The sequence below is a fragment of the Bacillus songklensis genome, assembly GCF_042649685.1.
In the GTDB taxonomy this organism is placed as follows: Bacteria; Bacillota; Bacilli; order Bacillales; family Bacillaceae_H; genus Bacillus_BA; species Bacillus_BA songklensis.
This window is the reverse complement of sequence record NZ_JBHRZT010000072.1, coordinates 726,336-738,883: the sequence shown is the minus strand read 5'-3', so window position 1 is coordinate 738,883 and position 12,548 is coordinate 726,336. Positions and strand designations below refer to the sequence as shown.

At 39.3% G+C, this 12,548-nt stretch carries 14 protein-coding genes, 1 pseudogene and 1 riboswitch; of the genes and pseudogenes, 6 read left to right on the top strand and 9 right to left on the bottom strand.

The features are described from left to right. Positions 1–64 precede the first annotated feature (64 nt). The 3 genes from ACFOU2_RS22725 to ACFOU2_RS22715 all read left to right on the top strand — a co-directional run bounded on the left by ACFOU2_RS22725 (position 65) and on the right by ACFOU2_RS22715 (position 5,087). A complete protein-coding gene (locus ACFOU2_RS22725) occupies positions 65–1,015 on the top strand; it encodes a sporulation protein (RefSeq protein WP_377918558.1) in 951 nt (316 codons plus the stop codon). A gap of 610 nt (positions 1,016–1,625) precedes the next feature. Further along, positions 1,626–1,803, top strand: a riboswitch (Lysine riboswitch). A 132-nt stretch (positions 1,804–1,935) separates the two neighbouring features. Then, on the top strand, positions 1,936–3,363 hold the full coding sequence (locus tag ACFOU2_RS22720; protein ID WP_377918557.1) for an amino acid permease: 1,428 nt from the start codon (positions 1,936–1,938) through the stop codon (positions 3,361–3,363). Between the two features lie 257 nt (positions 3,364–3,620). Further along, positions 3,621–5,087, top strand: coding sequence for an S-layer homology domain-containing protein (locus ACFOU2_RS22715; RefSeq protein ID WP_377918555.1), 1,467 nt, complete (start codon positions 3,621–3,623; stop codon positions 5,085–5,087). A 56-nt stretch (positions 5,088–5,143) separates the two neighbouring features. Here ACFOU2_RS22715 and ACFOU2_RS22710 read toward each other — a convergent pair whose 3' ends face one another. Next, positions 5,144–5,299, bottom strand: a complete 156-nt coding sequence (locus tag ACFOU2_RS22710; RefSeq protein WP_377918554.1) for a YflJ family protein — start codon at positions 5,297–5,299, stop codon at positions 5,144–5,146. Between the two features lie 524 nt (positions 5,300–5,823). Continuing rightward, on the bottom strand, positions 5,824–6,459 hold the full coding sequence (locus ACFOU2_RS22705; RefSeq protein ID WP_377918553.1) for a spore coat protein: 636 nt from the start codon (positions 6,457–6,459) through the stop codon (positions 5,824–5,826). A gap of 251 nt (positions 6,460–6,710) precedes the next feature. Between ACFOU2_RS22705 and ACFOU2_RS22700 the strand changes: the two genes are divergently transcribed. Continuing rightward, a complete protein-coding gene (locus ACFOU2_RS22700; RefSeq protein ID WP_377918552.1) occupies positions 6,711–6,920 on the top strand; it encodes a YozQ family protein in 210 nt (69 codons plus the stop codon). Between the two features lie 307 nt (positions 6,921–7,227). On the opposite strand, the gene ACFOU2_RS22695 is transcribed toward ACFOU2_RS22700, so the two are convergent. From ACFOU2_RS22695 to ACFOU2_RS22680, 4 genes are all read right to left on the bottom strand, one after another. Then, positions 7,228–7,488 carry a DUF6154 family protein gene (locus tag ACFOU2_RS22695; protein ID WP_377918551.1) on the bottom strand — a complete coding sequence of 87 codons (261 nt, stop codon included), beginning with the start codon at positions 7,486–7,488 and terminating at the stop codon, positions 7,228–7,230. Between the two features lie 173 nt (positions 7,489–7,661). Further along, the gene (locus tag ACFOU2_RS22690; protein ID WP_377918550.1) at positions 7,662–8,462 is read right to left on the bottom strand and encodes a DUF2935 domain-containing protein; all 801 of its coding nucleotides are present in this window, start codon (positions 8,460–8,462) and stop codon (positions 7,662–7,664) included. A gap of 349 nt (positions 8,463–8,811) precedes the next feature. Then, positions 8,812–9,294, bottom strand: coding sequence for a spore coat protein (locus ACFOU2_RS22685; RefSeq protein WP_377918549.1), 483 nt, complete (start codon positions 9,292–9,294; stop codon positions 8,812–8,814). A gap of 187 nt (positions 9,295–9,481) precedes the next feature. Beyond that, complete coding sequence (locus ACFOU2_RS22680; RefSeq protein ID WP_377918548.1) at positions 9,482–10,039, bottom strand: cysteine hydrolase family protein; 558 nt, start codon at positions 10,037–10,039, stop codon at positions 9,482–9,484. A 95-nt stretch (positions 10,040–10,134) separates the two neighbouring features. Here ACFOU2_RS22680 and ACFOU2_RS22675 point away from each other — a divergent pair. Then, positions 10,135–10,302, top strand: a pseudogene (locus ACFOU2_RS22675) (AsnC family transcriptional regulator); the annotation flags it as partial. A 109-nt stretch (positions 10,303–10,411) separates the two neighbouring features. On the opposite strand, the gene ACFOU2_RS22670 reads toward ACFOU2_RS22675, so the two are convergent. Further along, entirely contained in the window at positions 10,412–10,846 is a 435-nt protein-coding gene (locus ACFOU2_RS22670) for a Dps family protein (protein ID WP_377918703.1), read from the bottom strand. Between the two features lie 297 nt (positions 10,847–11,143). Next, entirely contained in the window at positions 11,144–11,719 is a 576-nt protein-coding gene (locus tag ACFOU2_RS22665; RefSeq protein WP_377918547.1) for a GNAT family N-acetyltransferase, read from the bottom strand. Between the two features lie 252 nt (positions 11,720–11,971). Between ACFOU2_RS22665 and ACFOU2_RS22660 the strand changes: the two genes are divergently transcribed. Continuing rightward, complete coding sequence (locus tag ACFOU2_RS22660) at positions 11,972–12,238, top strand: hypothetical protein (protein WP_377918546.1); 267 nt, start codon at positions 11,972–11,974, stop codon at positions 12,236–12,238. 45 nt (positions 12,239–12,283) lie between these two features. Here the strand turns inward: ACFOU2_RS22660 and ACFOU2_RS22655 are convergent, their stop codons facing one another. Then, positions 12,284–12,436: a hypothetical protein gene (locus tag ACFOU2_RS22655; RefSeq protein WP_377918545.1), complete on the bottom strand. Its 153-nt coding sequence runs from the start codon at positions 12,434–12,436 to the stop codon at positions 12,284–12,286. Positions 12,437–12,548: the final 112 nt, after the last annotated feature.

The window sequence follows — 12,548 nt, the reverse complement described above, 5'->3', positions numbered from 1 at the left end:
GTTAAGGCAATCTGTATCGTATACTTGAATGGAACCATTATGCTCGAATATTGGAGGAATAAGTATGTTTAAAAAATTTATGGCCAAAATGGGCGTCGGCTCTGCAAAAGTGGATTTAATGTTGTCAAAACCTGAATATGCAATGAACGAAATTGTACATGGTACGATTCGTGTTCAGGGCGGCAATGTGGAACAAGAAATGAACAGTATCGCTGTAGAATTATGGCTGCAAGTGATTTCGAAAAACGGGCAAACCTATACTCATAAAATTACGTCTATCCCGGTTGTATCACCTTTTATCATTCAAGCAAATGAAGTGAAAGATTTTCCGTTTACATACAAACTGCCTGAAGGCCTTCCCATTTCAGCGGGAAACGTATCCTACCATTTTAGAACACACCTTGATATCGCCGGCGGGGTAGACAGCAATGATCATGACGCCATTCGCATTTTAGCACCAGCGCCGTTTTATGCTTTATTGGAAGCATTCGCCCGTCTCGGCTTCCGTGAGAAGCATGGATCTGGTCATTTTGATGGCTTTAAACAAGAATTTGAGCTGTTCCCGACAGGCTTGCTGGCGGGACAAGTGCAGGAAGTCGAGTTTCAGGCGGCAGTTGAGCAAGACGGGCTTCGTATTTTACTAGAATTGGACGTACCTTCATTTGGGAGAGAAGTAGAATTAAAAAGGGAGATCTTCTTTTCACATGCTTTATTAGAGGATGTTGACAGGCTTGCTGAGCAATTAAGACATATTATGGAAGAAACGCTTCATCAAGCCCATTTGTATCAGTCACATCGAATGGAGTTTGAACATGGTCATCATGGCCACCATAAAAGCGGCTTAGGCGGAGCGATTGGTGGATTTGCGGCAGGTGTATTCGGAGGGATGCTGGCTGCTGAGATGATGGATGAAATGGTGGAGGGCGCAGAAGAGGCCTTTGGAGGCACAGAAGGGGAAGAGGAAGGCGGATTCCTTGATGGTCTTGATTTCTTCGGTGACGAGGAAGATGAATAAATCCGAAACAAGAAGAGCTGGAATCAAAAAACGCCCATGTCAAATTCTTTACGCATAAGCGGCCGCCAAGCTCCCTTTCGGGTTCTTGTCAACCGCTTATATGAGAACCTTTATAAGCTCATTCAAGATGCAAGAAAGGGAGGACCCTGAATAAGATAAAGCAGAATGACTTATGCTTTGGTTTTTTAAGCTACTTACAGTTTTTTTTTTGTCTTTACATCTTGAAGAGGCTGAAAAGGTGAAAATCTGACATGGCTGCTTTTTGCCATGTCGGATTTTCAATGTGGATTTATATAGATCGATTTAGAAAATTCGACCTGACCAAAGAACGGCCATGCCAAATTTTCTAGACCTAAGCGGCTGGCACCCCCCTTGCGGGGTTGGCGCCAACCGCTTAGGTGAACCCTTGAGGGCGAATTCAAGTTGTCTGGATCACCGATTGTGATGCCTCTTGATTGAATGAAGATGTGTCGAGTTATTAAGTGGAATATATATATAATGGAACTTTTGATTCTCTAATACTTTATCTTAGTAAAATATTTCTATTGACTTTTAGGTCTATCGAACGTATTCTAGTTATTGGATTCAATAAAAATTCCTCATCAGCTCAAGATGAGGTAGAGGTCGCGGTGTTTAAGAGTAGTTTGAAGGAGAGTCAGAGAACTCCGTGAGGTCAAATGAAAGGAACCATCGCCGAAGCGTCATAATTCTCTGATTATGTCGGCTGGGACTGTATCCGAACAGGTGCAGGACTGTCATAGTTTCAGCTATGATGTACTATCTTTTTGTCTGATGCGGTTTAGTGATTTCACATCGTCTGCAGGTGTGCTTTTTTTATGCTCATTTAACCATTAATGCGATGGCAATATAGATAGTTTGTAATTTTGAGCAAGAAGGAAAAGCGAGAGGAGAATCAAGTTGTGGGTAAAAATAATAAACTGGGCTTATGGATTTTAACGGCCCTTGTAGTAGGGAATATGGTTGGATCTGGAATTTTTATGCTGCCCCGTTCTTTATCTGAAGCTGCAAGTCCGGCCGGTGTGATGGGGGCATGGATTTTAACCGGATTTGGAGTCCTTATGACTGCGTTAGTATTTGGTAATTTGGCTATAAGAAAACCAGAGTTATCTGGTGGACCCCAAATATATGCGAAAGAATTGTTTAAACCCGGTTCAAAAGCATCTACATTATCCGGTTTTATGTCTTCATGGGGTTACTGGATTGGAAATTTAGCAGGTAACATTGCCATTATTACAACTTTTGCCGGATATTTATCTACATTTTTTCCGGCACTTACAAATCAGGCAGAGCTGTTTACAATTGGTTCCTTTACATTAAAAGTGGGAAATGCTTTGACATTCATCGTTTGCACCATTCTTTTATGGGGAACACATTTTATTATATTAAGAGGGTTAGAGAATGCAGGGAAATTAAACTTCCTGGCGACGGCTGCTAAAGTGCTAGGTTTCTTTTTATTTATTTTGGTAGGTTTATTCGCATTCCAAAAAGCAAACATGCTTCCATTTGTCGCACCTAGAGTAGATGATGCAGGCCATACAGCTGGTTTGCTCGGTCAGATTAACAATGCTGCAATCACAACGCTTTGGGCATTTATTGGTGTAGAATCGGCAGTTGTTTTTGCATCTAGAGCAAAAAAACAGATAGATGTAAAGCGTGCAACGATTCTTGGATTGTTTATTGCCATTGCCATTTATGTTGGGATCAGTACGCTGACGATGGGGATGTTAAGTCAAGAAGCACTTATTCATTCTGATAAACCGTTAATCGATGCCATCCAAACCGTGCTGGGGCCTATCGGAGGCAAAATTTTGGCAGCGGTAGGATTAGTGAGTTTATTCGGCTCTACAATCGGTTGGGTGATGTTAAGTTCTGAGGTTCCATATCAAGCTGCGAAGCAAGGTTTGTTCATTCCGGCTTTCTTAAAAGAAGATAAAAATGGGATTCCTAAATTTTCGCTAATCGTAACAAACAGCCTTGGACAGTTATTTATTTTTTCAACAATCTCAAATTCTATTTCTGCGGCATTTGATTTTGTTATTTACATTGCAACATTATCATATTTAGTCCCTTACTTCATTTCATCTCTATTTCAGTTAAAGTTAGTCATTACAGGTGAGACCTATAACGGCAGCAAAGGCAGAGCAACGGATGGAGTGATCGCCGTTCTTTCTACACTTTATTCGGTTTGGGTCATCATAGCGGGTACTGCAGACTTAAAGACTTTCACTTTCGGAATGATTTTATTAGCAAGCGGTATTTTATTCTATAATCAATTAAACAAACAGCCCGTAGTAAAGCCAAACAAGAATGGAAAAGTTTCTGCATAATATATGGAGCTGATTCAAAAGCCTAATCGAGCTTTTGAATCAGCTCCTTTTTAGTTACTAGTAAAGCTGCTTATTTCACGTATTGTAAATTCTAAAAAAAGAAGTGACAAGGGTGAAATATAAGGGAAGATTGACGAACATGCTGTCTCGAAAATAATGAGGCAGCATGTTTTTAAATTGGACGGACTAGAGGATTCCTTTCTAGCAATCTAGTATTTTATGGTAGAATAGGAAATGAAAGAAAGGGGAAATCAACATTGAAAAAAATAGCTATTTCAGTTTTAGCTGCTAGCGTCTGTATGGGCAGTGCTGTTATTCCATCCATGATCCATGCCCAAAGTAATGTAACTGTACCTGTTCAGCAGTCAACGTACGAAAAACTTTCCTATGCCAAGAAAAAGGAGCTTCTCACTCAAGCAGGAATCAAGTACGGTATTCCTCCTGAAATTTTAAAGGGGATTGCCATGGCTGAAACGGATATGAACCAATTTAATGCGGATGGAACGCCGAAGATTACGGAAGACGGCGGAATCGGCATGATGCAAATTACGGCGTCAGAACAAGAATTGTCGTCCATGTTGAAAGAACCGGTTGATATGGACCGTCTCAAGGTTGATACGGCATATAACATTGATATAGGAGCACGGATTTTAAAAGTAAAGTGGAATTACAACAGTATCCCGAAAATTAATGATGCCAATCCAATGATTCTAGAAAACTGGTATTTTGCGGTGATGGCCTATAATGGCTTATCCAAAAGAAATGATCCGCATTTTAGCGAGAAAACATACCAGGATAAAGTATTTGGATATATTAGAGATTTAAGCTTCGCGGATTTAAAGCCATTCCCCCCTTTTACAGTGGAATATCCGGATCCTGCCAAGCCATCTTTAATGAAGTTTCCACAAGACAAGCTTCATTACGAATGGCCTGAATTAAATACGCCATCAACTCAAGCGTACAAAGCGGGGGATATGGTGTATACATTCAATCGTCAATTGAATGTTTCCAATTTACGAAACGGGGTGGATGGTGGTGAAATCGGCAAGCTGCGTCACTACACACCTCTTCAAATTGTAGCAGGTCCTTTTGAAAAAGAGCAAAACGGCCAATTTAGCCATTATTCGATGTATAAGGTAAAAGGCAACGGAGTGGAAGGCTATATCGCTTCTTCCAATGTCCTTCATGCTCCCGTCGAAGTCTTTTCCGACTTGAAGGCCGGTGAGGAAACGACATCAGCTGTAGCGTATCTTCAATCTAAAGGAGTATTGGACGGTTATCCGGATGGGACTTATAAACCAAATAAAGAACTAACAAGGCGCCAGGCAGCCAAGCTTTTAGCCAATGAACTCGGCTATACTTTACCTGAAGGATACCAGGTAAAATCTTCTGATATAGATCCAAACGATGAGTTTTACGAGCAAATGGCTATTTCAGAGGCACATGGTATTATGGGAAAAGGCGGAGCTTTCCGTCCACATGAAAAATTGACAAGACAGCAAATGGCTGCGATTTTGGCGCGCTCATATGTGAAGCTGTACAAGCCTGCAGCAACACAATATACATTTAAAGATGTCAACAAGTCGGACTATTATTATATCGACATCAATCTTTTGGCAAACAACGGGATCACAGTTGCAACCGAATATTTTAAACCGGCTGATAACGTGACCCGTGCCCATTTCGCGTTATTCCTCTCAAGAACAGCTGAATTGAAAGAGTAAACGGGAAGAGGTTGCCCCTAAAGCATGTTCTTTGTATTTTGGGACAACCTCTTTTTTTATTGTTTAGTTTGTTCCTTTTCTTCAACAAGCCGAAAGTAAAGGTCACGTACAATATATGTTTTGTAAGATTCCAGTTTGCGTCCTTCCAACTCTGTAATATTCGCTTCTTTTAATTTTTGAATAAACCATCCTTTTGAATATAAATGAGCCATTGCTAAAAAACCCCCTTCAACTCTATTGCTATTTACAATATATTGAAGGTCGTTTTTGATGGTGCTTTGGGCATAAAAAAATATTATGGTTAAATTAAATTATGTTCTAAATGATAAATAATAAAAAATATATGAATCCTACGTAACGTTTTAGCCTCTGTCACCAGTTCTTCTTCTATTTGCACCTTTCTGTTTTTTCATCTTGAATGAGCTGACAAAGGTTCTTGTATAAGCGATTGCCAAGAACCCGCAAGGTAAATTGGCAACTGCTTATGCGTAAAGAATTGAAAAGTTTCCCATAAAAGCTGTTCAAGGAAAAAGAAGAGGTCTGTCTAATCAAGGTATACGAAACAGGAAAGGAGCTGACTCAAAATTCCTCTTTCAATTCTAGAAGTAAACTGTGGTTAAATCAAATGAAGCGTCAAGAAATCTCTTGATTTTACTGGCTTTTCCATGACGCCTTAGTTGATGGGAATCCCCGAACAACAGGATACTTGTCGTTTGGGGATCCCCTTTCTGCACGCTTAATGCATTCCTTGTTGATTTTGCGGCTGCCCCTGGGCAGGAGCATATGCGTTTAACATTTGCTGCATATCTTGCTGTGCCAGCTGTGGAACTTGATAGTAATGATGTTTATTTTGGTATAAAGAAATTTCATAAGCCATTTCCACACAGTTTGGAACGGAGTCAGCAAGCACGCGGCGGACTACCGGGTTTGTTGTTTCCAATGCAGCTTTTGTCTTCATCCCAGCATTTGCTTTTACGGTTCCAAGCATGCAGTTTGAAATGCACGCGTCAGTAATTTCTGATGGAGATAAAGCAGGTTTTCTCGGCTGAGACGGTTTTAAACCGTATACAAAGTCATTTTCTTGCTGCATTTTATAGCTTTGTGTCGGTACTGTAGGATCTTGTCCTGTTTTAAAACATTCTACCGTTGTGTTATATTCTTGTTGCATAAATTGGTATTGACGGTCAAGAATACTAAGTAATTCTTGGTCTTTTACCATCGGACGCAATAACATGTATTGGTCTAATGTGCTAATTGAACCTGATAGTACCTCATGTACATCAAATACTTCGTGGCCGCCATGGTTCATTTGTTGTGGAACTGGGCCAGTGTGCATATTTTCATGCATTTGTCCTTGGTGGTTTTGTATCATTTGTATCCCCTCCAAATTGTATTGGCCATACGCATGTTATTATGTAACAAGAAGCAGTAGTTATTCGTTTTCTTCGAGGCGCTTTTTAGGAATATAAGGAACATTCAAGCAGTATGTCAGAAAAACCGGGTTTCCCATGTTTAGTTTATTTATACACGGGAAAAAGAAATGTAAACTGGTGTTCATAATATGAAGCCAGCCAAGAGATATTAGTTAATGAAAGTGAATTTTACGAAAGGCGGGTTCACACAATGGATCAAAAATTGCCAAAAGAGACCATGCAGTTATCCGATAAGCATTATGATGTAAAAGATTATGATGCAAAGGACCAGATTTCTTCAGGGTTAGCCATTACTCATGAACAAGTAAGCGATTATTATATGGGAGCAACCATCGACGAGGAAATTGAGAGATCTGAGGGTACACAAATTGATGTTCCGCGTAAAGGAAACGATGAATAAATCCCTCCTCTTGATAGTGATTTCATTTTTGATGAAATAATGTGCATCATTGGTCGCGATGACGCGCTTTTCAGAGCTAAACACAGCATTCACTCATGATTGAATGCTGTGTTTTTTCTTGATGAAAAGGAGAAGGTGTTTTCCGAAATATAGGTTTATATAGGTAAAGTTGATGGTAATAAATCAGCAGTATAAAATGGCTTTGTCAATCAAACGATATGCCCGGAAAAAACGGTAAAACAGAAAGAGAAAAGACAACGGATGAAAAGAAAATGGAGATGGATAAGCCCATTTGCAGCCGTCATATTTAATGAATAAGTTTCGGCAGAGGGTCTGAAGGGAGTACATCACGGTTGCTTCCTTCTCTCGCCATTCTTTCTTTTAAATTTTCAATCAAATATAATCCAAAAAGCCCGTATAACTCGTCATCATGTAATTCTTTAAGCAAGCTCAACAGATCATCGCGGCTGAGTTCATCCAAAATGGAAGCGGCGATAATTTCAGCGTCTACCTCGTCACCCGATAATTGATCTTTATAAAATTTATATAGCTCATCAACGAAAGCCATCAACCATCCTCCTTCCCAACATTAATTGCCAAACTAATCATAATCTTAGTGTGGGTATTATGATGGACTCCCATCCATTCATTCTGCAGTTTTTTCCTGGGAGCTGTTGTCAGTTTGCGTTCTTTTTAATGAAGATTTTATTGAAGAACATGGTTGATTGTATCTAGCCGATGTTATGAAAGCTTCTCCGTTCTCGGTTTGGCAGGATTGCAATCTGGAAGCTGCAGTCCTGAAGATTGAGCCAGCTTCAGCAAGTAGTAGCATTCCTCTCTTGCCATATGATCGGCCATTAATTCAGTAAAGGTTCCAAGCGCTTGCTCTGATATCTCCAGTTCTTCCAGCTCGTGCAGAAACTTGGAGAAAAGTTGAAGCTCTAATGAAACATCTTTCGTGAACTTTTTTAATGCCGGAAATGCAGGCAGTTCTGTTCGCAAATAACCTGTTAATTCTACGGCCTTTAAATAAAATTGTTCAAAGTGCTTCATATATATTTCGCTTTTTTCTTTCAGACGTTTTTCGACTTGATCTAACTCGCTTGTGATGGCTCCTGCATGGCCGGCGGCATCCAACAGCCATACTAAATGATAGTGGAGCTCATGGCTAATAGGCGGAATTTCACCTCTTATCAAATAAGGGAGAATGCGGATATACTCTTCTACTTCGTTTACCATATGATTAAGAAAAGTAGGAGAAAGGGATATTCTGATTGTTCCTTGTAAGTGTTTCCGGATTAAAGATAACTTGAAGCTACGGATATCTTGGGCTTCTTTTAAGGCTTGTTCGCTTAACTGCATCCAATCTGTTTGCCCGACCTGATGCAATAATCGATCAAATGCCTGTTTGAAATATTTGGCCTGTTCAATTTCTTCCTTTTCCTTTTCGACTAATGATTCTAAAATAAAGCGGGCATGGTCCCCGAGAATTTGAAGCCAAAATCCATGTTCCAGTACGGCTGCTACCTCATATGTAGCCATTGTGACCTCCTTATATTTTCCTTCAAAAATATATATGTTGTGTTGATCCAAAATATTAAGTGAAGCTTGGCACTAGACAGGAATAAGGGGGACATTCTTTTTATTTCTTCTATTTATGGCAGGGCATCATGGTAACGTTTTGCCGATTACAACGTCTAATCAAGAAAGTCTTTTCATCTGAATATAAGCAAAAAAGCGGGGCAATCATCAAATCGTTTATACTCGCCATCACAAGTGTTTCATTGGCATGAAGTCATCCTGCTCTTCCTGCTAAAGAGGAAGTGGATCGTAAGGATGAAAAAGCCCCAAGTCCAAAAAGGAAAGGAGCAACTTATTGCTCCTTTTCGCGTTAATACGGCATATCGATTGCCGATCTTGCCATTTTCATATCATTTTGAAGAAGCTTTTCCAGCTCATACGCAGGATAGTAGCTTTTTTGGTACATATATTCGAAAACTTGATAATGCAATTCAATGGCTTTGTTCAAGTGTCTAACAAAAACTGCTCGTAAAGATGGAGTGGCTGTTTCCGTAATCGCGGCTGCATAGTTTCGGACAGCGGTTTTTGATGCACCCAAAAGGTCGCCGGCAAAAAAAGCTCTTTCATCTTCACGGTAAGTTTCTGAAACTTCCGGGGCATATGGAATAAACTTTAGAAGTTCCTTTAAATTTTTTTCGCCGCTTTGAATGGCGGTACGATAAAGAGCCTTTAATGTAGGGCATGATATGTCTTTTATCGATTTCTTTAATTTTTTTACCACTCCAGATTGAAAGGCAACCAATTCATGGAGCTCCAATGTTTCGTGCCAGGCAAGATGATCCGGTCTTTTCATCTTATCTCCCTCCCTTATTTTATCCTCTTTTAGAGTATGAATCATCTACCCAAAAAGTAGCTAATACCAAAAAATGAAGTCATGTTTTGATTTGATTAACTGTTCTATAGATTCCGTAAATTGGTTTAATTAACGATTATATCCATCCGAAAATTAAAAACTGTTGAAATGTTCGAGTGAAAAAGGATTAACGAGTAGATTCTCTTATCCAATTATCGGCTCTTGTAACCTTTGCATATAAACCGCTTAATGCAGCCATAATGGACTGGTGAACGGTCAGAGCAGGAATTTGCTTCTCATATAAAGATAAATCCCTTGTCGTACATGCATCTTCAATGACCGTACAGCGGAATCCTAAATCGAATGCTGCACGGACAGTGGAGTCCACACACATATGTGACATCATTCCAGCGATCACAAGGTGCTGAACGTTCTTTTTCTTTAAAGTCGAAAGGAGACCGGTGTCGCGGAAGCTGTTTGGAAAATGCTTTTGGATGATGAACTCGTCTTCTTGAGGAATGACAAGTTCATGAAATTCACAACCATTTGTGTCCGGAAGGAAAAAATTTGCTCCTTCTCGGGTAGACAGATGCTGAATATGAAGGATGGACAGTTTTTTCCTGCGAAAATGATCCAGCACTTTTTTCGCATTGCAGGCGGTTTCCTCTGAACGGTCAAGTTCCATCTTGCCCCCCGGAAAGTAATCATTTTGAACATCGATTAAAAGCAAGGCCGTTTCACTCAAATTAATTCTCCTTTTCTTTTTTATCAATAGTATAAAAAAGAAGTAGGAACATTTACATAACTTGGTGAAAAGATATAGGAGGTTTTATTTTCATCGTGAAAGGATTTTTAAAAATGATGTTGGATGAAATCGATCGTCATATATTAACATTGCTGAAAGAAAACGGGCGGAGACAATGGAAAGAAATCGGGGAATTGATTCACATGACCGGCCAGGCCGTCGGAAACCGGATCAAGCGAATGGAAGAGTTAGGGGTGATTCAAGGATAAACAATCATTATTTCTTTAAAGCTTGTTCTTTACCAAAGCCATTATTAAAGAAGAAAAATGCAGGAAAAAGCAGCTTCCTAATTGAAAGGAAGCTGCTTTTTCCTTAGTTGTTCAAAAATGCGCGCAACATCCACAGATGTATTTCCACCTTTTGCGTTAGTTCCACGAACATGTCTGCTGTTGCTTCATCGTCTGCATGTTCCGCTGCTTTAACGGCATTCTTTAATTCATCACGAAGAAGGGCATAGTCGTTGATCAATGCTTGGACCATTTCTTCCGCTGTTGCTTCATGGTTTGTTTCTTCAATACTGGCATTCTCTAAATATTGCTTCATTGTAGCGATCGGTTTTCCACCGATGCTTAACAAACGTTCAGCCAACACATCAATTGTAACGGCTGCTTCATTGTAAAGCTCTTCAAATTTGGCATGAAGGGTAAAGAATAATGGGCCTTTCACATACCAATGGAAACGATGCAGCTTTGTGTAAAGGACATTCCAGTTTGCGATTTGTTGGTTCATTGCTTGTTCTAAGTTCATCATTTAGCGCCCCCTTATTTATCTTGTATTATTATTATAACAAATATTAAATTAAAATCAATATTAAATTATAATAATTATAAATAACACCAAAAAAGGTTTTTCCTTATTCGCTTACCGGTTTATAATCGTGACGGATTGAATCTTAATTAAAAGGCAGCTTCAGGGGTGGAATTTGAATACGATACAATGCGAAAAAAGGTCTATTCCAAATAAAAAAGCTGATTGTAATCAGCTTTTTTATACGCTTTGTATTTATTCAACTCCTATACAGCAGAAAGGTCAATATGGGAATAATCAAAAAGGAATCGACGGGTCAAATCCATCCTTTGTCAAATAGTCTAAAAAATCTTCTATATAAACGACATTTAAAATACAAGGTTGTTTTTCCTTTTCTTCAACAGCCTGGTGAACAGAAGGGTATTGTGTTTCAACATGGAGCGTGATGTAGGGAAGTTTTTTCTGAGCTTTTTGGGAGCGGATATTTCCTTTGCGTGTACCGATAAACACTTTTTCGAGTCCTAATTCCAAAAAAGCAATCCGAAGAATTTCTCGTTTTGCCGCTTCGTTGTATCCTTTTCTCCAATAGTCGACTCCCAGCCATGAACCCAGGGATGCTGATTTTTCTTGAGGGTCGATCCCCATTAAAGTCGTGACGCCAATCGGGACATGTTCTTCGTTTAAAATTACACGGCTGACGTCGGTCCCGTTTACTTCTGCTTGGGTGATGGATTCAATAAATTCCGCGACTTGTTTCTCGTTTTCATTTCGAAAGCTTAAATTCTCGTAAACTTGTGAATCCGCCGATAATTGAAAAAGGTATTCACCGTATTTTAGCTGGTGAGGCACGAGCGACACACTTGGCATGTTCATTTATCCCTCCATTTATTTTTTTGATAATTATGACAATTATATAAAATTTATTGATAAAAAACTAGCCTTCTTGAAAAGATAGTTGTTAAGTTCTATGTCAGTCTATCTGACAACTTCTTTGAATCCCTTTCTATTCATTGCTTCAATAAAAGAAAAGGTCTTGTTAAAGAACAAGATGGATTGTTACAATTCTTGGCCCATTCATGAAAATTGTCCATTTTGCACGTTTTCAATAGACGCTGAGAGGAGGGCATGTTCTCTTCAGTTTTCCTCTTGCTTTATCCAAATGAGCCAAAAATCAACATCAAGCTTGAACCGATCCAAAGGAAAAAAGGAGTGAGGGGAATGCTGTTGTCACATCATTTAACAGTTGAACAAAAGGCCCATGTAAAAGAGATGAAGAAGATGATGAAGGCGGCAAAAACGTCGGAAGAACGAAAGATGCTAGAAAAACAGTTGAACAGCTTTATTGAACGATTATTTTTGGAATATAAGTTACGAAGACGAAATGAATTATAAAAAACTTCCGTGCAAACGAAAGTTTTTTTATAGGAGGATATTCTCTTATTCTCCATTTATACTGAAGAGGCTTATTGTACCGATGGTGATTTCGCTTGTGTTATGGCCTCCTTGAGAACCGATGTACGCGCAATTTCCAAAGTTCACGGTACCGCCTTCTACTTTTTCTATTGTGACCGATCCTATAATAAGAGTCATTATTCTTACCTCGCACTATAGTTTCTATATAAATCCACATAAACCATTGGACATAAATAAAAAGCATTTATGTCCAATGATTTACGCGTAAGCGGCTGACAAGAACCCGTAA